The organism is Bacillus sp. FSL K6-1284 (assembly GCF_038002625.1).
Taxonomy (GTDB): Bacteria; Bacillota; Bacilli; order Bacillales; family Bacillaceae; genus Bacillus; species Bacillus paralicheniformis.
Genome location: NZ_JBBOCW010000002.1, coordinates 1 through 18524, shown reverse-complemented (window position 1 = coordinate 18524; position 18524 = coordinate 1). Strand labels below are relative to the sequence as shown.

Below are 18524 nucleotides of genomic sequence, written 5' to 3'. Positions count from 1 at the left end.
TCACAACGCAATTAACTTCCTATTATTCGCGTTAATAAATAAGATGTCCCGATAGTCCGAACCAATCACGCGAGGAAGGAGGATGCGAATGGAACTCGGAAATCTTCGGTTGAATCTTAGCGCTTTGACGCCTAAAAATGACGAAGTTAAAAACGAAAAAGTTTCCGAAACAGCTAAGCGGAAGCAAAGCGCAAAGCGAGAGGAGACGTTAGAGGAAGCGTTCGATCGTCTCGCCAGAACGTGCAAATTTAACGACAAGGAAAAGCGGGAATTTAACGCTGCTCTCCGGTCGTTTAAGGACGGAAGCTTAGTCCGTACCAAGACCGGCAAGTTTACGAAAACTGAAGCGTGCGGACTTGGCCGTCAGATACTCGCGAAGGAAAACGAGGCAAAGCGGCACGAACGCATTCAGGAGACGCTTAAGACAAAGCCGGATAACTACTTCGTCATCACCAAAAACGAAGACTTGGCGCCTATGATCGAACGATTACGTCAAGAAGTCCAAGCGCAGCAGCTCAATCCGTGGTTCCGGAAAGTTTTCGATCTTTTCAACAATACGCACATCCGACGGAAGTTAGCCGAGCGTGGGATCGAAATTCCTCTCGCGATGTCGTTCACCGAATGGGATACGGAGACATCCGGGACAGATACACGAATCGATATGTCCGGTGGGTATTCGTTCTGGCTGCCGTGTCTTAACGAAGGTTATTACGTTGCTTACGGACATTTGACTGACGACGAACAATGCTCGCGGTCTGCTGCGTTGGAAATTTGCCGGGCTTTTATCGAAGACGCACGTCATATCAAATCGTTTCACAACACGCCCTTCGACTACTCGATGTTTCTGAATGACGGACTAGAGCCGAAGGGTTTCCGATATGACTCGTTAGATGCCGCGCAGCTTATGAACGAGCATGAGCCTTCGATGGGTTTGAAGGAGCTTGTCACGAAGTACAAAAAGTACATCGGCGCGGATCACCTGGACGATTTCACATTCGAGGATCTTTTCGGAAAGGGCTCCCCGATGGTGTACTCGCCTGAGATCGTCGGCATATACGCGATAAAGGACGTTGAGAAAGGGTGGCTCCTTACGCGCTGGCAGATCGATATGATGCTGAAGATCGACGACTTGTATTATCCGTATTTTGAGATCCGGCAGTATCTATACGAAGTCAATACGACGATCGAGCGAACTGGGTTCGTGATCGATGACGATGAGCTCTTACGGTTAAAAGCCGAGTATGAGCCGCAGCTACAAAAAGCGATCGACGACATTCACGAAGCATACGGTATCGACGACGACTTCCTCTATAAAATGTCGATGCACTTAAAGGGCGACAAGATCAAAGCGTGGCAAGATAACCGCGAGAAACAGATCGCAAAACAGCAGGAGATGCTTGCGAAGTGTGAGGCGGAAATTGAGAAGGCGAACCCGGCAACGAAGAAATATACGCAATTAAAAGAGCGTATTCGAAAGTACAAAACGGAGCCTCTTGCGCCAGCTATTCCGCAGAACGCGCCGGACTACATTCACGAATTCAATCTCGATTCGGATCAACACCTTCAGTATTTAATCTATGACGTAATCGGGATCGAGGACAAAACGAAGATTATCGATAAGAAGAAAACACGGGCTGTCAGTAAGGACGTATTAGCGCTCTACTTCAAGGAAGATGCGCGGCTCAAACCGTTAGCGATATTTTCGGAGCTGACGACGTTATTGGGAACGTTCATCAACCGGATTCCTTACGTGAAAGACGTCGACGGCCGTCTCCATACGCAACTACAAACCGTATCGACCGGGCGCTACAGCTCAAAGGGATATACCGGAAAGGACAACGACTTATATCGCGTAGACATCAACGACGACAACTTCCTCGATCACATGCGCGTTTTAGTCGAAGCGCCGAAGAAGACGGAAAAGGGGCGGAATATCCAGAACATCCCGTCGCGTACCGAAAAGGGGCAGCGGGTGCGGATGGCGTTCAAGCCGCCGGAAGGATTTACGTTCTTAGGATCCGACTTATCATCGATAGAGCCGAGGATTCAAGCGCATAGGATGGCGACGGAGTTTAACGACGAGATATTCGCGGATATGTATCGGAGAGGACTCGACCCATACGTTGAATTTGCTTCCACTATGTTCGAAGTAGACCGTAAGCTTTGCCTAGAGAAGTATTATGACTCAGTTAAGGGTACACCGAATGAAGTTCCGGCGTATCGAAAACTGACGAAAGATATGTTCCTGGCAAAGGGATACGGGCAAGGAGAAGATCAGTTTATTAAGACCGCAATCAAACGTGGGATAACCGAAGAATCTGCGAAAAAAGCCTATGCACGTTTTGACGAAATATTGCCGGGATTCAAAGGAATGGTCGAAGCCACATTCGCTCACCTACGCAAGCACGGATGGACTGCGACGATCTTCAAACAGAAGCGCAGGTTTCCAGGGTACGTCGAGAAATACAAACAGCTTTGTCAACTAATGCGTAAGTGCGGCATCAAAGACAAAAACGATCCGGAACTCGGCAAGAAAACGAATAAATTACGCTGGGAAGAACGCTCTGAATTTTGGGATCTGATGCGATTTACAGGCGGTTGCGAGCGCGCTGCGTTTAACCATACGATTCAAGGGTCGGGTGCGAATATTCTTCAGATGTGTATGATCCGTGCTTACTACGAATGTGTGCTTGAGCGCGGGTGGGAGTTTCCGCTGACACTGCACGACGAATTGAAGTTTGCTACACCAAACGATCAATTAACGAAAGAAGCAACGGATTTATTAGACGATATCATGACAAACACATTCACGCTAGTCCTTCCGTTAGCTTGCGACACAGTAATCGAGCCGTGTTGGATGGAGGAATATAGCCCGAATGATTGGGTTTTTGAGAGCGGAAAACCGAAAGGAGACGATTAATTGACGAATTCAAACGGAAGATTAGCCGCAAATTCATTGCGGGCACATATAAAGGAGCCGACCACATACGCGCAGCAGATTGCGGATGAGTTGGTCGAATATCTGAACGAATGGCACTCGCTGCCGGAGACGTGGGATAACGCCCTGGACGCGCAGATTCATAAATGGTACGCCAATGCTCCGAAAGTCTTTCCGAAGAAACCGTATTTCTCGCCGTCATCTGCTAACGCTTGCCCTCGTGAGCTTTACCACAAGGCGATCGGATCTCCGAGAGACGAAACGAAGAAGCCTCCGCATCAAGGACGATGGACTCGCATCGGTACGGCGATTGGGGACGTAATCCAGCGCGACATTCTCTTCATGGAGAAACATTTCGAGAAGAAGACCGGTCGCCCCTGTTCGTTCAGCTTCGAAAAGAACGAAGACGGAACGCCAATGTTCGAGGACTTCGCGAAAAGGAATCATCCGGTCACACATCGCGGCTACTCGTTCAACCTTTACGGAACATGCGACGGCATCATGCGCTACGTAACGGAAGATGGCGAAGTGCTGCGCGTTGGACTCGAAATTAAATCGAAGCAGACGACCGCCGCAAAGACGTCCCTCCATTCGATGCGACAGCCGGAGGAAAAGCACGTTAAACAATGCGTCGCCTACGGTCCGATGTACGGCGTCGACTTATACGTCATCCTCTACGTAAACGCGTCTAAGAAATCGTGGACGTATCCGGAAGGGGAATTCGAAAAGTCGCCGGATATGCGGGCGTTCGGCATCGAAATTACGGAGGAAGACGTAGAGCACCTATTCGATAGATTCGTAGAGATCCGCAAGTCTGTCGAGGAAGGAGCGCCTTTACCGTTGGATCTGAACGGATGGACATTTAACGGATACAAGACGGCGATTGCGAAGTCGCTGACGGACGAAGAGCTGGCGGAGATTCGCGCAAAAGTATCGCAAGTACGGAGGTCGAACGTATACGAATCTACGAAACGGCAGTACGTTGAGGCGCTCGAATTTATCGAAAGAGTTCGCGAAGGGGAGGCGGAATGATGTGTTTCGAAGAGTATGACGACATTCTAACAGATTATTGTCATGTTGTTCTCAAGAGAAGAATCTCGGGATACATCGACGAAGAGAAGAAAGTTCGTATGTTGCGAAAGATTGAAGAGTGGCGAGATGCTGCGCTTTCGGTGATGCGATGAGTAGCGCCAAGCCTATCCGGATCCTCGGCCTTGACCTTTCGCTAACATCGCCAGGATTCGCAATCATCGAAGCAAAGGGCGGGAAAGCTCGCCTCATAAAGTCCGCCCACTTTAAAACGTCCGCATCAACCGATCAGCCGTTGCGCTATGAGGAGATCGAAGCATTTACGCTACTATTTGTTCGCGACAATCAGCCGTTCGACGTAATCGTTCGCGAGATATGGCCGCCAAGCCGTAACTATGCGCAAAACAATAAGATTCACGGAACCTGGTCGTCTGTTGAACGGGCGTTACACCGATACGGATACGATATCGACGTCCATGTGACGCCGGCAAACGTTAAGAAGACTGTCACCGGAAACGGAAACGCCAAGAAGCCGCAAGTTGCCGAGGGCGCCCGCGAATGGCTCGGTCTACCGGGCGACCACAAATTCGCGACGGACGATCATAGCGATGCCTGTGCGGTGGCGCTGACGTACCTGATTCGCGAGAAGATTATTAAACCGAAGGAGTGATCGGATGTTTAAACAGCGACTTATCGGAGCATTAGCGTACTTGATTGCGCTCACCTTATTACTCGGACTGTTTTCTGCAGGATGTCTGACAGGCTACATCATCGTGACGGCGCTACTATCGGTCCCGGAGGTCGGCGCAATCGTTAAAGTCGGAGCCACTATCGCAGTAGTCTTCGTAGTGACCGCATTACTCACCGGATTAGCTGACCGACTGCACACCGCATACCGCGAACATAAACGCGTTCAAAAGGACGTAGAGGAGGAAACGCAATGACATACGAATGCTACGGCGCACCGGCCGCACAGTTGCGGCAGTCCTTGCGATGGCTTGACGAACAACTTACCGATGTTGATTACGCAATCAGCCGACATGAGCGGAAGAAGGTCGAATTGGAAATCGAACGTGACCGGATTCTGGCGCGGAAAGACGAAATAGAGGCGGAATTAAAACGGAAGGAGTCGATCGAATGACACGCGAAGAAATCGAAAAAATGATAGCGGATTTGGAGTTCGAGATCGATACTCACGAGGACGAAATCGAGGATCTCCGAGACGATATTCGATACCTCGAAAATAAGATCGAGGCGGCGGAGTACGAAATCGACGAATTACAGTTCGAACTCTCGAAATTAGAAGACGGAGATGATTCCGAATGACATACGTTGCGATAGCGTGCTTAGCGCTTCTTACATTGCTGGTACTCGGACATGAAGCGAAAACAAAAGCGGAAAGGTTTGCGAAAATTATCGTCCTAATTATGTACGCGATTCCTATCGGAGTGTTGGTGGCGTCGTTATGCTAATCGCCTACTACTCGCTGGCCGGAAACGTCCGCCGATTCGTAGCCAAGACCGGCCTTCCTGCGGTCGAAATCAAGGCGGATATGCTATTAACGGAGCCATTCGTCTTGGTAACGGGAACTTACGGATTCGGCCAGGTCGCCGGCACCGTTTGGGATTTCCTCGCGGACAATGGCGATTTAATGGCGGGCGTGGCTGCGTCAGGCAATCGCAACTGGGGGAGTAACTTCGCAAAGGCTGCGGATCTGATTGCGGAAGAATACGGAGTGCCGATCGTGCACAAGTTCGAGCTGGCGGGGACGGCGGAGGATGTTCGGATATTTACGGAAAGGGTGAGCGCTCTTGGCTGAAAAGACGATCAGGGATCTTCAATGGAAATACATTAACGGTGAACTCAGCCTGGATGAGATGAAAACTTTTTTAAGGCATCTCAAGTCGGATTTTTCCGCTGAATTCCGCGAGGAACGGATTCAAAAGCTAGAGAGCGATATACAAAAGGGCGAGGATAAATTATTAGCAGAGACCATAAACAGACATGAGTACCTAAACGCGGCAGTTGAATATAAAAAATTAACAGACGAGTGGTTGCGTTTGGGAGCTTATTGGAAACCTCTCGGCACATCTATAACAAAATGGTATTACAAAGACTCTTGCTTTTATACATGGTTTAGTGGAGCAGAGACTACCGAGGAGTTAAAGAGAGCCAAACAAGCCGACGAGGAGCTGCGAAAACTAATAGGGGAGGACGCCAATGACGAATAAACACGCGAAGTATATCGAACTTAATAACGAAATTATGATACGGAAAAACGGCGGCTTTCAATTCGAAAAGGATGCCGAAGCCGTCCGGAGTTATTTCATAGATTACGTGAATCAGAATACGGTATTTTTCCACGATCTGAGCGAAAAGCTCGACTATCTAATCGAGAACGATTATTACGAACGCGAAGTCTTCGAGCCGTACACGTTCGACGAAATCAAAGCGGTCTACAAGGCGGCTTATGCGAAGAAATTCCGTTTCCCTTCGTTCATGAGTGCGTTCAAGTTTTACAACGACTATGCGCTCAAGACGAACGATAAGAAGAAGATCCTTGAACGGTACGAAGACCGGATTGCCATCTGTGCGCTATTTTTCGCGAAAGGAGACGCAGACAAGGCGGTCGAGTTTGCGGAAATGATGATCCGGCAGGAATATCAACCGGCTACACCGACGTTCTTGAATGCCGGCCGGAAGCGACGTGGCGAATTAGTATCGTGTTTCCTTCTCGAAGTAGGCGACTCGTTGAACGATATTCAAATGGCGATCGGGACAGCGATGCAACTATCGAAGATGGGTGGAGGCGTAAGTTTAAATTTATCGAAGCTGCGAGCGAAAGGTGAATCGATCAAAGGAATTGAGAACGTAACGAAGGGCGTCGTCGGAGTTATGAAACTCCTCGATAATGCCTTCCGCTATGCAGATCAGCAAGGCGCAAGAGCGGGCGCGGGCGCAGCGTATCTTAACGTATTTCATGCGGACATTGATGCTTTTCTCGATTAATTGGTAGTCGCCTATCCAAGCGATTGGGTAGTGAAAACCTTGTGAACGCACGCAAAAGCGGTGTCCTCATTCGAGGGCTAACGGGGAAACCTCAGCGCGTAGTGGCGGTGGCAATCCCGTGCCAAGCCGAGCACAAAAGGAGGTGAAATCGTGGAGGCTGTATACAGAATTATTAATTCAAAGAACGGAAGGTATTACATCGGAAGTAGTTTAGACTACAAAAAAAGAAAAAGAGATCACTTCAACTTATTAAAGAGAGGGAATCACCACAATAAACCAATGCAAGAGGATTATAACATTTATGGTGCTGAATCCTTTAAATTCGAGGTTCTAAAACTCTTTAACGGAATAGACAGAAACGCATTATTTGATATTGAGCAGGAGTTTATTTCTAAATCTAACGAATCGATGAGATATAACCTATACGATAATGCTTTTGGGATGTCTTATAGAGGTAAAGATAACCCAATGTTCGGCAAAACACATAGCGAAGAAATTAGACAAAAGTTGTCTGAAATAAATTCGGGAGAGAATAACCCGTGGTACGGAAATTCAGACCATATGAAAATGATGAGAAGCAGGATTACAAAACGATTTGACGGCAGAAAGCACACTGAAGAAACCAAGTTGAAAATGTCTGTTGCGCATATGGGGAGAGAGAAGACAGAGTCAGAGCGCCGTAAACTTAGATTAAATAATGGTAATAATGTCGGGATCTTTATAGATGGACTGTTTTATCGTTCGATGGCGGAGGCCAGTAGACAATTAGGAATAAGTAGAACGACTATAACAAGTCGAGTGAATAATCCAAGATTCAAAAACTATTACAGGTGCTCGGAAGGTGTAGAGACTAATAGTAAGCCGGAGATTAGCGCCGGTTGAAGCGCAAGGCATCTCTAGTAGATGAAGATATAGTCCAGTCCTTGTAGAAATGCAAGGGTAACTGACCAAAAAAATATCAGCAGATGAAGACGTAAGGGTCAAGACGTTATCGATCGGCGTCGTCATCCCGGATAAATTCATCGAATTGGCTCGCGAAGACCGGGACGCATACGTTTTCTATCCGCACACGGTCTATAAGGAATACGGAGAGCATCTTGACGAAATGGATATCGGAGAAATGTACGATAAGCTCGTCGAGAATCCGAACGTCCGCAAAGACAAGATTAATCCGCGGCAGCTGCTCGAAAAACTCGCGATTCTGCGGTCCGAATCGGGCTATCCGTACATCATGTTCGAAGATAACGTAAACGCAGCTCATGCGCTGAATCACATTTCGAAAGTGAAATTTTCGAATCTCTGTAGCGAAATTCTTCAGGTATCGCAGGTTTCCGAATACACCGACTACGGCGAAGAGGACGCGATTGGCCTCGACATCTCGTGCAATCTCGGATCGCTAAACATTGCGAACGTTATGAAAAACGGCGACTTCGGAAAGATCGTTAAGTTGTCCGTAGATGCTCTAACGCTAGTCTCGGAATCAACGAATATCAAGAACGCGCCGGCAGTCGCTAAGGCTAACCGTCAGATGCGTTCGATCGGACTTGGCGCGATGAATCTACACGGATATCTTGCGCAAAATGGGATCGCTTATGAATCGGAAGAGGCGCGCGACTTCGCTAACGTATTCTTTGCGCTCGTCAATTATTGGTCGCTGGTGCGGTCGATGGAGCTTGCGAAGGAAACCGGCAGCACGTTCGAGGGCTTCGAAGGGTCAACGTATGCGGATGGTAGCTACTTCAGAGATTACTACGACTATGAAACGGAATTCCTTCCGCAGACAGAGCGCGTGTCTAAGCTTTTCGAAGGTTTTTATTTACCACATCCATACGACTGGAAGATGCTTTCGAAGAACATACGGAAATACGGACTATACCATTCATACAGACTTGCGATCGCACCGACGGGTTCTATTTCGTACGTTCAGTCGGCTACTGCGTCAGTCATGCCGATTATGGAGCGCATTGAGGAGCGTACGTATGGTAATTCGAAGACGTATTATCCTATGCCGGGGCTTAGCGCGAAGAATTGGTTCTTCTATAAGGAAGCGTACGACATGGATATGTTTAAAGTCGTCGATATGATCGCGACAATTCAGCAGCACGTCGATCAAGGCATCTCATTTACGTTGTTCTTAAAGGATACGATGACGACGCGCGATCTGAACCGGATTGACCTTTACGCACATCACAAAGGAATTAAGACGCTGTATTATGCGCGGACTAAAGATACCGGGCAGGAAGGTTGCTTGTCATGCGTGGTTTAGATAGTGAAGAAGCACTCTTATTAATTGGCGTCTACATTTTGTCTGTAATACTCAGCGCATTAATGTTGCATTACGCTATTAATAACAATTGGAAAAGCGATAAACCATGGCGAGATTGGTGGGATTTTGTAGACACACTCATTGTTCTACTTCCTGTATTTAATATATTTTACACTCTCCCACAATTCATTGATGCATTCTTTTACCAACGAGGATGGCAATAAAGGAGGACGAATAATTGACGAAATATACAGCGGCCAACTGGTCGCAACACGACGACGGGTTCACGCAGATGTTTTACGAACAGAACGTTAAGCAGTTTTGGTTGCCGGAAGAGATTTCGCTAAACGGCGACCTTCTAACGTGGAAGTATCTCGGAGCCAACGAACAAGATACGTATATGAAAGTTCTCGCGGGCTTAACGTTACTCGATACGGAGCAAGGGAACACGGGAATGCCGCTAATTGCCGCCCAGGTATCCGGCCACCAACGTAAAGCCGTCCTGAATTTCATGGCGATGATGGAGAACGCAGTCCATGCGAAATCCTATTCGAACATTTTCATGACGCTCGCACCAACGGAGAAAATAACGGAACTGTTCGAATGGGTGAAGACGAATCGCTATTTGCAGCGGAAAGCCGAAATCATTGGCGGACTGTATAACGCGATTGAGGCAGGCGATGACATTTCGTTATACAAGGCGATGGTTGCGTCGGTATACCTCGAAAGCTTCCTGTTCTACAGCGGCTTTTATTATCCGTTATATTTCTACGGCCAAGGAAAGCTGATGAACAGCGGCGAGATCATTAATTTGATTATCCGCGACGAGGCGATCCACGGCGTCTATGTCGGATTGCTTGCGCAGGAAATTTACAACCGCCAGTCACCGGCTGTTCAGATCGAATTACGCGATTTTGCCGTCGAATTGCTTGCGGAACTCTACGAGAATGAGGCGGCGTACACCGAGGATATTTACGATCAGGTCGGACTGACTCACGACGTTAAAAAGTTCGTTCGATACAACGGAAACAAGGCGTTGATGAACCTCGGATTCGATCCGTATTTCGAAGATGAAACGGTAAATCCGATCGTGCTGAACGGGCTGAGTACGAAGACGAAATCGATGGACTTCTTCAGTCAAAAGGGCAACGGATATAAGAAGGCGACTGTTGAAGCGCTTCAGGATGACGATTTCTATTTCGAGTGAGCGCGTCCAATAACGAAAGTATATACGCAACTATTAACGAGGAGGTTTTCGAATGAACGTAAATATCAAACGCTTATCACCCGATGCACAAATTCCGCAATATGCTCACGCTTCCGACGCTTGCTTCGACCTAGTTGCGGCAGAAGACGTTGTTATCGAGCCGGGAGAAACCGCGCTAGTCAAAACGGGGCTAGCGTTCGAGATTCCGGAAGGCTACGAAATGCAGATCCGGCCACGCTCCGGCATTACGCTGAAGACGAAGCTTCGCGTTCAGCTCGGTACAGTTGACGCGGGCTATCGGGGAGAAGTCGGAGTGATTGTCGATAATATTGCGCATCTGAAGGTGCTAGGTATCGATCTTGACCGGAAAGCGATCGAGTATGATGAGATTGCTTCGCCGGAAGTCATTGGAGACCCGCTAGATAACAAATGGGATTACTTCGGTTTTTATCCAAACAATACGTATCTCATCCGCAAAGGAGATCGTATCGCCCAGGCCGTAATTAAGCCGGTCGAGCAGGCGGCATTTACGGAAGTAGCCGAGTTGGACGATAGCGATCGGGGAGCGGGCGGCTTTGGGAGTAGCGGGGTTAGCTAAGTCCTAATTTCTGCTTAATATAACTGACCGCAACTTCACCTAATATAGAAAGAGATGCTCCTTTAACCTTCGCTGCAGTGTCTTTAGTTTTAGCCCATATATCCGGGTCTCGAATATTATCGAGAAACTGATGACCATAGTAAGTAATATCGGAGACATCCAAACCGCCTCCCATATAGGAGTGGGACTTTATGAAACCAGCTTCATTTAGTTTGTTAATTGTATACACTACATCTGCTGGACTGTAATCTTTCATTGTTGGTAGTGCCGTGATCTCAGAAGTACTTAAAGTCGAGTTGAGTTTTAGATTATCTTCGAGAGTTAGTAATAAATCTCTAACACAATCATGTTTTAGTTCCATATAAATGTTCCTCCTATTTCTTTGATAAGGTAATTATCTCATTGATCTTCAAAAAACGAAATGTATTTTACTGTAGATTGAAACGGAGTTGGTATATAAATGGCGGAAACCAAAATGAACGTACAGCTAATCGCACATACGCAATTAAGCGAGAAATTTATCCATTCGCTGGATTACGGAGAATTTGCTGAGAATCCGCTAGATGATCACGACGTAACAGACGGCCAAGCGGTCGCCCTAACCGCAATTAGAACGTGCTATTCCCCGAACAAACCGTCCGAAATCGTCGCAGAGGAAGGCGCCAAGTATTTCGGCTCCAAAGCGTCAGATGGCGGCGCAGGCACGGACGCCGATCGCCTTTTCCGAATGATCGTCCGGTCCGGCCACACGTCGACTCTCGAACACCTAACGTTCACCTTTGCGATTGAAGGCGTCAGCCGGGCGTTATTGGCGCAGCTTACTCGCCATCGCGTCGGATTTAGCTTCAGCGTTCAGTCACAGCGCTATGTGCGGATGGGAAGCGATGATAAGATCGGCGGGTTCGATTATATTGCGCCGGATAGCGTTAAGAACGGTGATAAAACATTTGTTGACGACGACTTGGACGTCTATGATGCGGAGGGCGTTCTCGCTCGCGCAATGAAATGGGCGCAGAAGTCATACGATGATTTACGGAAGCTGGGCGTTCCCGCAGAAGATGCCCGCGCTGTCCTCCCGCAAGCAGCCGCAACTAATCTCGTAATGACTGCGAATCTACGATCTCTTCTCGAATTCTACTCGAAACGGAAGCCGGGCAAGGGTGCGCAAAAGGAGATCACTGACCTTGCGGAAGCTCTACGCCAGGAAGTCGTTAATGTAGAGCCGTGGACCGCGCAATTCTTCGAGGAGGTGTAAGCATCGGAATCCTAACGAATTTCACGCTAACAGCGCAGCTATTCTCCGGCCATTGTCCGGCAGATCAGCCGCCAGAACCGCCAAGGATAACGCCAGAGCAGGCCGCCATCCAATCGGCTGAATCACGCAGCAAAGAATTAACGAAAGAGATAACGAAAAAGGACGCGCAGATACAGGCGCTTGAGGACGAAATCAAGGCGCTGAAGCAGCCGAAGAAAACGGTCGCAAAGAAATGGAAAACGTTCGAGGCCACGGCTTACACCGCATTCTGCGCGGAAGGCTGCACCGGCATCACCAAAACGGGAGTCGACGTCAGCCATTCGATCTATTACGAAGGAGCACGCGTCATAGCGGTCGATCCGTCTGTGATTGCGCTTGGCTCTACGGTTGAAGTCCGGCTCGCTGACGGTTCGAGCTTTCGGGCAAAGGCGATAGATACCGGCGGCGCGATTAAAGGCGCACGGCTCGATTTATTGGTCGCGAATGAGTCAGACGCGGTTCAGTTCGGTCGGCAGCCGGTAGAGTTGCGGGTTATTAAATAACGGGAGGCTGATCGGATGGCCATTTATATTAACGGAAAGAATCTCGCTGACATGTTTGTTACGGTAGATAAGATTGCGAAGGAGGATGAAATTATGACGAAAACTAACGAAAAAATCCACGTATTGGCTGACGAATCACTTGGCGGAATCAAACGCGAATATGTAGAGGTCGACAGGAAGGCGGAGGTTGGCGATAAGATTATTGCGATCGAAGAAAGTCTGCCTTATTTCTGCGAAGGAGATTGCGGAGAGGTTAAAAACGTGGGGTGCGATGATGTTTCGGCTAAGTTCGAGAGTAATTACGATAATGCATCGTGGTTCATTTCGCATGAAAGATACAACGTCCTCGAACCGACCAACGTCGTCCACATTGACGGAGAGCTCTACGAAATGGTCGACCGAGAGGCGGAAGTAGGCGAGAAGATCGTTATTGTTGATGCGATCCTATCCTTCGGGACATACCACAATGGCGACATTTTTGATGTGGCAACAAAACGATCGGCGAGCGCTAGAACAGCCTGCGGAAAGTGCATCTATGACGAAGAATATCGCGTCCTCGTCCCGGCCGAATCCTCCGAAGAAGAACCGCAACCATCCGACCCGATCGACGTTATCGCTAACCTGGCGACGCGTGTTGCGGAGTTGGAACGCGAGAACAAACGCATCAAGGAAGATCTCGGATGGAACGAAATGGGGCCGGGAAGAATCGCTGAGCTGCGGAATGCCGATTCGGACATCCGCCACGATATCGCTACGTTAGAGGAGAGAGTCGCTTCTAATTACGAAGAGTATGATTTGTGGTCCGATCACGCCCACGAAAAGATGTCCCGCCTACAAGACGAAATCGACACGCTGCACAAAGACAACCGGATGCTCGGCGAAGAATTGGCGCGATTAGACAAAGGCGTACACGCGCAATCGCAACGACATTTATACCGCCAACAAGAGATTGAGCGTGTTTGGGAACGTATGGATCGCATAGAGTCGGAAATGGAGACGCTGAAGTATGCCGCAAAGGAAACCGACGGAAAGGTGGCGCACCTCGAATCCGACTCAGATACGCGCTTGTTCACTGCCGAAGAAGTTATCGCACTTCTTAACGAAATGAGGGAACGCCAATGAAGATCGCCCTCACCGCACCCCTTCGCGCAGGCAAGTCGCTTGCTGCATCGTACATCTCGCTTCACTACGATTTCCAGCCGTTCGCATTCGGCGACGAGCTGAAGGACGCATTCCACCGCGCATTCCCTCACGTTCCGAGAAATCCGAAGCCGCGCGCTCATTATCAAGAGTTCGGACAGTGGGCGCGGAAACAGTTCGGAGAGGACGTATGGATCGACGCTCTCATGCCGAAAATAGCCGCCTATCTCGAACGCCATCCTTGCGACTGCGGTAACACAGCGCTAAAGAATCGCGTGATCATCGACGACTGTCGCCAGCCTAACGAATACAGGCGGCTGAAGGACGAAGGCTTCGTATTTATCCGCATAACAGCACCGGCCGAGATCCGTATTGAACGCGCTAAAAAAGCCGGCGATCAATTCGACCTTGCCGACTTGGAACATCCGACTGAGCTTGCCGTTGACAGTTTCGAAGTTGATTACGAAATTGATAACGCAGGTAAGCCGGAAGAGTTGTACGAGAAACTGGACGCGATTATGGCGGAACTACTCGTCTAACTGAAACGCGTATGTATGCTTCGGATAAGCTAGGTACGGTTGTTTTGACGCCTCGCCATCGCCGATCAAATAATAGCGTTGCGGAAGCATATCGACATTAATGCCGATTTTACGCAAGAACGGCCATGCCGAAACGTTGCCCCGCTTATCGAATTTGAACGGAACGTTATTGGGGTGATTAACGAGTTCGGGCTTGCCGGCTACAATGCGCTTTTCTGCCGCGTCATATGCGATGGATAAATAAAACGGTCCGTCCGTAGGCAGTCCGATGACGCGCCGCGCACCGGCCGAAATAAATAAACGTCGTTGCTTTTCGATTGTTATATACGCTTTGGTATTGCGATCAAAGTCGTTTGAAATCCACGTAAGTGCCATAACGAATCTCCTTACGAAAGTATTTACGTTCAGTATAGACGGAGTAGTTACCGATAGTCAACGGAGATGTGCGAATTGTTAACGAAGTTATTAACGAAGGAGGAAACTGAATGGGGAAAGCCGCTCGCAAACGTTGGGAAGGTAACGTTAAATCAATGGAAATCATCGCAAAGGAACGCGACCAAATAACCGAAGAAGATCTCGAATTCTTACGACAAAACTATACGTCTGCTGGCGGACTGTTACCGAACGCATTCTCAGGCGGCGCATTCTTCACACCAACCCACGTCGCTAAATTCATATGGGACGTACTGAAGCCGCGCTTACCTGAGAATCCGAAAGTCCTCGAACCTTCCGTCGGCGCCGGTGTCTTTCTCGAACACGCTCCGGACGGAGCCGATCTGACTGCGTTAGAACTCGATAAGACAAGCGCAAAGGTAACGTCGTTGCTTTATCCAGACGCTGAAATTATTGAAGGGAATGCGCTTGTTCATGATCGCCGGGACTATTACGACTTAGTTGTCGGAAATCCTCCGTATGGCGTCACTGTTAAATTCGAACCGCAAGAGGGCGAAGAGTGGCGGTCAGTTACAAAAAAGAAGAGCGAATACGGCGGAAAGTCAGAGGTTGCGTTTATTGAACTTGCAATCAAGGCGGCAAAGCCTGGCGGATATATTGCGTTTGTCCTTCCGTTAGGACTATCTTACGGTAACTACGCGGCCAAGATTCGGAAGTTGATGCACGAAACGTGCTGGCAAGTTGCGACGATTATGTTGCCGAGAGAGACGTTCCAGCACGTAGGAACAACGGTTCCAACGCAGATTTTGATTTTACGGAAGGCGCCACCTGGTACGCAATTAATATCGCCCGCGACTATAAAATGGGAATCGAATTTTAGAAGAGGTGGAGACAAAGACATAACGGAATACGACGCAAAGTTTCTCGAAGGCCAGCCGCCAGCCTATTTCGCTCAAGTAACAGATATCGGATGGGACGCGAAAGGTGAGTCGACGGATAAATGGGGCGATGGTCTAACACAACTTGACGAACTTCTTAACGATTTTACTGACGACAACCTAATGCGCGAAAATCTATATCCGCACCTTCCAAGCTGGCACGGAATCGAGAAAGGTAACGACGCGTTTTTCTTCTCTCATGGTAATGGTATCTGCGACGGCCACAGAGACGCGGAAAGAACGTTCTCAGACGGGCCTTACCGATGGAATGAATTAACGCTAGGGGCAGGAGATGAGATCGAATGGAATGGCCGTATGGTGAGCTCGTTTGATTTCGATTGGCAGGACGAAATTGTCCGCAACTATTTCGATAGACTGCGCGATTCCTACGGTGAACGACATAACTCAGCGAAATTGGAGGCGGTTTAATGGGATCAGTCAAAGTCGATCTACACCGAAAGGATCGCGAATTTGAGGCGGCTTATGCGCTAGACAATGCGGAGGGCGTCAAAACGTTGCTCTCCGATTATCCGAAGTTCGTCAGCCGCAAACGACTCGGAGAATACGAAGCTGCCGAAGTGCTGCTCGATCTGCACAACGCGATTGAGCTTGCGGATCTGACCGAAAGACAGCGTGAGGCCATTCGGCTTGTATACTTCGAAGACCTGACGCAAGTCGAGGCGGGGAAACGGATGGGAGTCGGCAAGGATTCCGTTAATCATCTGATAAATCGAGCGGCTGATTCAATCGCAGATATTTACTACTATTGGGCGGGACATAACGAAGGGTACACGATGGGAGGACGAATTAATGGATAAAGCGCTACTGCACGAAATGATTACGGAATTACAGCAACAAACGAAAGTCGGAGAGCTTGACCGGATCGAACGAATAGAGGAGATCACTGCGCTGGCTGACGCTTATTTTGATGCAGTCGGAGAGCACCCGGATTCTATCGCGCTTGAACGTATGGCAAATCTCGTAATCTACGAAGAGCTAACGAACCCACACCCGGATAAAATGGCTCGCGAAGAGTACCCGATCATGAGCGAAACACAGCGAGAGGAGCGTATCAAGTCGGAAGCGTCCGAAAAACTTGCCGAAGAGTACGGGGCAGATGGCCGAAACTATAAAGCTCCCACGCGAAGAAAACGATCTTCCTACGAGGAAAAGTTTGTTGATAGGGCGGCCAGGGCGCGGAATAAAGAACGAAGGAACCGCTATAATGATTTCGTAAAGGGAAGATCCCCGGGACAGTTCACGATCGTTATCGAAACCGGAGAAAAAATTTCTCATTAAACACCGATATTTTAGCCGTTTAGCTGTCTATACGTTATGAGGGCGCCATACACGCGCTCTTTTATTTTGCGAAAAAGGGGACGATATTTTGAAAAGATTACGAGTAGTAAACGCAGAGACAGGCGAGGATCTATCGACAGATTACACGCTAAGGCACCGGAATCAAGACGAAGCCTTCCGGGAGCAGCAAAAGCAGACGCAGGACAGGCGCGACTTTTCCAACGCGAATATGCCGAACATTCACGAAGTCTATGACGCTCTCACGACGGCACAATGCGGCTATCTCATGCTGTTGCAATGCTACGTTGATTATAACGGTGTTCTCGTTAAATCTAGCCGCGACAAAACGCCGATGACCACTACGGATATGATGTCCGTTCTACAGCTCGCGAAAAAGCGCATGACATTCTACGATTTCCTGAACGCCTGTACTGCGCATGATATTATCCGGGAGGAAGGCGGCATATACTCGGTGAACGAACGCTATCATTTCAAGGGCAACTTCGGCAGCCAGTACGTCGTCAAATTGTATACCGCAAAGATTAAGAAGGTTTACAGCGAAGTGAAAGCGACGGACATCGGGCTGATCTACCGGATGCTACCGTTCGTCCACTACGAAACAAACGCTCTTTGCGAAAATCCATTCGAAAAGAATCCGAAGCATATCCGATGGTTCAATAAGAAAGAGCTTGCGGAGGCGATCGGAGTAACGCCTGATACGCTTGGCCGGCGGCTGAAGCAGATGAAATTCGACGGTGAGTTCGTTGTCGCGCGAATAAAGGTCGGCAGCGAACCGGAACGATATACGTTTAATCCTAACGTGTTTTATCGACAGTCGAAGGCGCCTGATAAGACGCTACTTGCGATGTTTAACGTTAAGAAGCCGTAGATGAACGAAAAAAGGGCGCCGTAATTGGCGCCTCTATCTCGTCTTAAATCCGTTCACAAAGCTCTCTCCATCCTTTTCTGTCGCGATAAGCTGCTGGGCGCTTTGGCTGATGTGTTGAGCAAGCGCCTCTTGCGCTTTTCCTTCAAAGCTGTAGAGAAGCGATGAATAGACGCTGTTCATTTCTTTTTGTATATCGTCTATCTTAAACTTCGGTCTTAGTGTCGTTTTAATGCCTTCAAGCTTCGTTGCGGCCGTTCCTCTCATGCCCGTTTTCAGCATTTGAAGCTGATTGCGCCGTATGAAGAGGGTATCTTCTTGATCTCCGTTTAAGTTGTTAAGTGAGGCGAGTTTATTGAAATTTTCCATTATGTCATCTCCTAAAGCTTAAGCCAGTTTGCCAGCATTTTATCTTTCGATTTAAAATCTTTTGCAATCTGCGCCAGGTACCCGCTGATGTCTTCTAAATCTGAAATCGTATTTTT

Annotated in this window: 24 protein-coding genes and 2 pseudogenes; 23 read left to right on the top strand and 3 right to left on the bottom strand. The window is 48.5% G+C overall.

Annotated features, from left to right (window positions below; all coding sequences use genetic code 11):
- Window positions 1-88: 88 nt before the first annotated feature.
- The 15 genes and pseudogenes from MHB72_RS22440 (at window position 89) to MHB72_RS22370 (ending at window position 11047) form a co-directional block, all read left to right on the top strand.
- Window positions 89-2920, top strand: coding sequence for a DNA polymerase (locus MHB72_RS22440; RefSeq protein ID WP_340904297.1), 2832 nt, complete (start codon window positions 89-91; stop codon window positions 2918-2920).
- Between the two features lie 435 nt (window positions 2921-3355).
- Window positions 3356-3970, top strand: coding sequence for a hypothetical protein (locus MHB72_RS22955; protein ID WP_445684630.1), 615 nt, complete (start codon window positions 3356-3358; stop codon window positions 3968-3970).
- A gap of 148 nt (window positions 3971-4118) precedes the next feature.
- Window positions 4119-4637, top strand: coding sequence for a crossover junction endodeoxyribonuclease RuvC (locus MHB72_RS22430; protein ID WP_340904291.1), 519 nt, complete (start codon window positions 4119-4121; stop codon window positions 4635-4637).
- Window positions 4638-4641: 4 nt separating this feature from the next.
- Window positions 4642-4911, top strand: a complete 270-nt coding sequence (locus MHB72_RS22425) for a hypothetical protein (protein WP_340904288.1) — start codon at window positions 4642-4644, stop codon at window positions 4909-4911.
- On the top strand, window positions 4908-5108 hold the full coding sequence (locus MHB72_RS22420) for a hypothetical protein (RefSeq protein ID WP_340904286.1): 201 nt from the start codon (window positions 4908-4910) through the stop codon (window positions 5106-5108). Before MHB72_RS22425 ends, MHB72_RS22420 begins: the two co-directional genes overlap by 4 nt.
- Window positions 5105-5293, top strand: coding sequence for a hypothetical protein (locus MHB72_RS22415; RefSeq protein WP_340904282.1), 189 nt, complete (start codon window positions 5105-5107; stop codon window positions 5291-5293). The genes MHB72_RS22420 and MHB72_RS22415 overlap by 4 nt, the downstream gene beginning before the upstream one ends.
- Window positions 5290-5439 carry a hypothetical protein gene (locus MHB72_RS22410; protein ID WP_340904281.1) on the top strand — a complete coding sequence of 50 codons (150 nt, stop codon included), beginning with the start codon at window positions 5290-5292 and terminating at the stop codon, window positions 5437-5439. The genes MHB72_RS22415 and MHB72_RS22410 overlap by 4 nt, the downstream gene beginning before the upstream one ends.
- Entirely contained in the window at window positions 5433-5786 is a 354-nt protein-coding gene (gene nrdI / locus MHB72_RS22405) for a class Ib ribonucleoside-diphosphate reductase assembly flavoprotein NrdI (RefSeq protein ID WP_340904280.1), read from the top strand. The genes MHB72_RS22410 and nrdI overlap by 7 nt, the downstream gene beginning before the upstream one ends.
- Entirely contained in the window at window positions 5779-6198 is a 420-nt protein-coding gene (locus MHB72_RS22400) for a hypothetical protein (RefSeq protein WP_340904277.1), read from the top strand. Before nrdI ends, MHB72_RS22400 begins: the two co-directional genes overlap by 8 nt.
- Window positions 6188-6973: pseudogene (locus MHB72_RS22395) on the top strand (ribonucleotide reductase N-terminal alpha domain-containing protein); the annotation flags it as partial. The gene MHB72_RS22400 and the pseudogene MHB72_RS22395, both read left to right, overlap by 11 nt.
- A gap of 153 nt (window positions 6974-7126) precedes the next feature.
- Window positions 7127-7858 carry an NUMOD3 domain-containing DNA-binding protein gene (locus MHB72_RS22390; RefSeq protein ID WP_340904276.1) on the top strand — a complete coding sequence of 244 codons (732 nt, stop codon included), beginning with the start codon at window positions 7127-7129 and terminating at the stop codon, window positions 7856-7858.
- Window positions 7859-7922: 64 nt separating this feature from the next.
- Window positions 7923-9242, top strand: a pseudogene (locus tag MHB72_RS22385) (ribonucleoside-diphosphate reductase subunit alpha); the annotation flags it as partial.
- Complete coding sequence (locus MHB72_RS22380; RefSeq protein ID WP_146873962.1) at window positions 9230-9466, top strand: hypothetical protein; 237 nt, start codon at window positions 9230-9232, stop codon at window positions 9464-9466. The pseudogene MHB72_RS22385 and the gene MHB72_RS22380, both read left to right, overlap by 13 nt.
- 14 nt (window positions 9467-9480) lie before the next feature.
- A complete protein-coding gene (nrdF, locus tag MHB72_RS22375) occupies window positions 9481-10449 on the top strand; it encodes a class 1b ribonucleoside-diphosphate reductase subunit beta (RefSeq protein WP_340904272.1) in 969 nt (322 codons plus the stop codon).
- Window positions 10450-10501: 52 nt separating this feature from the next.
- A complete protein-coding gene (locus MHB72_RS22370; RefSeq protein ID WP_340904270.1) occupies window positions 10502-11047 on the top strand; it encodes a dUTP diphosphatase in 546 nt (181 codons plus the stop codon).
- Here the strand turns inward: MHB72_RS22370 and MHB72_RS22365 are convergent.
- Entirely contained in the window at window positions 11040-11408 is a 369-nt protein-coding gene (locus MHB72_RS22365; RefSeq protein WP_340904267.1) for a DUF2513 domain-containing protein, read from the bottom strand. The genes MHB72_RS22370 and MHB72_RS22365 overlap by 8 nt on opposite strands.
- 99 nt (window positions 11409-11507) lie before the next feature.
- On the opposite strand from MHB72_RS22365, the gene thyX reads away from it, so the two are divergent.
- The 4 genes from thyX (at window position 11508) to MHB72_RS22345 (ending at window position 14523) form a co-directional block, all read left to right on the top strand.
- Complete coding sequence (gene thyX, locus MHB72_RS22360) at window positions 11508-12302, top strand: FAD-dependent thymidylate synthase (protein WP_340904264.1); 795 nt, start codon at window positions 11508-11510, stop codon at window positions 12300-12302.
- The gene (locus MHB72_RS22355; RefSeq protein ID WP_340904262.1) at window positions 12272-12844 is read left to right on the top strand and encodes a 3D domain-containing protein; all 573 of its coding nucleotides are present in this window, start codon (window positions 12272-12274) and stop codon (window positions 12842-12844) included. Before thyX ends, MHB72_RS22355 begins: the two co-directional genes overlap by 31 nt.
- 93 nt (window positions 12845-12937) lie before the next feature.
- Window positions 12938-13966, top strand: a complete 1029-nt coding sequence (locus tag MHB72_RS22350) for a hypothetical protein (protein WP_445684631.1) — start codon at window positions 12938-12940, stop codon at window positions 13964-13966.
- On the top strand, window positions 13963-14523 hold the full coding sequence (locus tag MHB72_RS22345; protein WP_340904258.1) for an AAA family ATPase: 561 nt from the start codon (window positions 13963-13965) through the stop codon (window positions 14521-14523). The genes MHB72_RS22350 and MHB72_RS22345 overlap by 4 nt, the downstream gene beginning before the upstream one ends.
- On the opposite strand, the gene MHB72_RS22340 is transcribed toward MHB72_RS22345, so the two are convergent.
- Window positions 14512-14898 (bottom strand): hypothetical protein, encoded by a 387-nt coding sequence (locus MHB72_RS22340; RefSeq protein WP_340904257.1) that lies wholly within the window; start codon window positions 14896-14898, stop codon window positions 14512-14514. The two genes, MHB72_RS22345 and MHB72_RS22340, sit on opposite strands and share 12 nt — an antisense overlap.
- Before the next feature lie 110 nt (window positions 14899-15008).
- Here MHB72_RS22340 and MHB72_RS22335 point away from each other — a divergent pair, with 110 nt between their 5' ends.
- From MHB72_RS22335 to MHB72_RS22320, 4 genes are all read left to right on the top strand, one after another.
- Entirely contained in the window at window positions 15009-16283 is a 1275-nt protein-coding gene (locus tag MHB72_RS22335; protein ID WP_340904254.1) for an HsdM family class I SAM-dependent methyltransferase, read from the top strand.
- Window positions 16283-16672 (top strand): sigma factor-like helix-turn-helix DNA-binding protein, encoded by a 390-nt coding sequence (locus tag MHB72_RS22330; RefSeq protein WP_340904251.1) that lies wholly within the window; start codon window positions 16283-16285, stop codon window positions 16670-16672. Before MHB72_RS22335 ends, MHB72_RS22330 begins: the two co-directional genes overlap by 1 nt.
- Entirely contained in the window at window positions 16665-17153 is a 489-nt protein-coding gene (locus MHB72_RS22325) for a hypothetical protein (RefSeq protein ID WP_340904248.1), read from the top strand. The genes MHB72_RS22330 and MHB72_RS22325 overlap by 8 nt, the downstream gene beginning before the upstream one ends.
- An 88-nt stretch (window positions 17154-17241) precedes the next feature.
- Complete coding sequence (locus MHB72_RS22320; protein ID WP_340904246.1) at window positions 17242-18042, top strand: hypothetical protein; 801 nt, start codon at window positions 17242-17244, stop codon at window positions 18040-18042.
- 33 nt (window positions 18043-18075) lie between these two features.
- On the opposite strand, the gene MHB72_RS22315 is transcribed toward MHB72_RS22320, so the two are convergent.
- On the bottom strand, window positions 18076-18408 hold the full coding sequence (locus MHB72_RS22315; protein WP_340904245.1) for a hypothetical protein: 333 nt from the start codon (window positions 18406-18408) through the stop codon (window positions 18076-18078).
- Window positions 18409-18524 lie beyond the last annotated feature (116 nt).

Excerpts from the sequence above, each read along its gene's own strand:
- MHB72_RS22440 (WP_340904297.1), top strand. The coding sequence starts at position 89 with ATGGAACTCGGAAATCTTCGGTTGAATCTTAGCGCTTTGACGCCTAAA.
- MHB72_RS22955 (WP_445684630.1), top strand. The coding sequence starts at position 3,356 with ATGTTCGAGGACTTCGCGAAAAGGAATCATCCGGTCACACATCGCGGC.
- MHB72_RS22430 (WP_340904291.1), top strand. The coding sequence starts at position 4,119 with ATGAGTAGCGCCAAGCCTATCCGGATCCTCGGCCTTGACCTTTCGCTA.
- MHB72_RS22425 (WP_340904288.1), top strand. The coding sequence starts at position 4,642 with ATGTTTAAACAGCGACTTATCGGAGCATTAGCGTACTTGATTGCGCTC.
- MHB72_RS22420 (WP_340904286.1), top strand. The coding sequence starts at position 4,908 with ATGACATACGAATGCTACGGCGCACCGGCCGCACAGTTGCGGCAGTCC.
- MHB72_RS22415 (WP_340904282.1), top strand. The coding sequence starts at position 5,105 with ATGACACGCGAAGAAATCGAAAAAATGATAGCGGATTTGGAGTTCGAG.
- MHB72_RS22410 (WP_340904281.1), top strand. The coding sequence starts at position 5,290 with ATGACATACGTTGCGATAGCGTGCTTAGCGCTTCTTACATTGCTGGTA.
- nrdI (WP_340904280.1), top strand. The coding sequence starts at position 5,433 with ATGCTAATCGCCTACTACTCGCTGGCCGGAAACGTCCGCCGATTCGTA.
- MHB72_RS22380 (WP_146873962.1), top strand. The coding sequence starts at position 9,230 with ATGCGTGGTTTAGATAGTGAAGAAGCACTCTTATTAATTGGCGTCTAC.
- MHB72_RS22370 (WP_340904270.1), top strand. The coding sequence starts at position 10,502 with ATGAACGTAAATATCAAACGCTTATCACCCGATGCACAAATTCCGCAA.
- MHB72_RS22365 (WP_340904267.1), bottom strand. The coding sequence starts at position 11,408 with ATGGAACTAAAACATGATTGTGTTAGAGATTTATTACTAACTCTCGAA.
- thyX (WP_340904264.1), top strand. The coding sequence starts at position 11,508 with ATGGCGGAAACCAAAATGAACGTACAGCTAATCGCACATACGCAATTA.
- MHB72_RS22350 (WP_445684631.1), top strand. The coding sequence starts at position 12,938 with ATGACGAAAACTAACGAAAAAATCCACGTATTGGCTGACGAATCACTT.
- MHB72_RS22345 (WP_340904258.1), top strand. The coding sequence starts at position 13,963 with ATGAAGATCGCCCTCACCGCACCCCTTCGCGCAGGCAAGTCGCTTGCT.
- MHB72_RS22340 (WP_340904257.1), bottom strand. The coding sequence starts at position 14,898 with ATGGCACTTACGTGGATTTCAAACGACTTTGATCGCAATACCAAAGCG.
- MHB72_RS22335 (WP_340904254.1), top strand. The coding sequence starts at position 15,009 with ATGGGGAAAGCCGCTCGCAAACGTTGGGAAGGTAACGTTAAATCAATG.
- MHB72_RS22330 (WP_340904251.1), top strand. The coding sequence starts at position 16,283 with ATGGGATCAGTCAAAGTCGATCTACACCGAAAGGATCGCGAATTTGAG.
- MHB72_RS22325 (WP_340904248.1), top strand. The coding sequence starts at position 16,665 with ATGGATAAAGCGCTACTGCACGAAATGATTACGGAATTACAGCAACAA.
- MHB72_RS22315 (WP_340904245.1), bottom strand. The coding sequence starts at position 18,408 with ATGGAAAATTTCAATAAACTCGCCTCACTTAACAACTTAAACGGAGAT.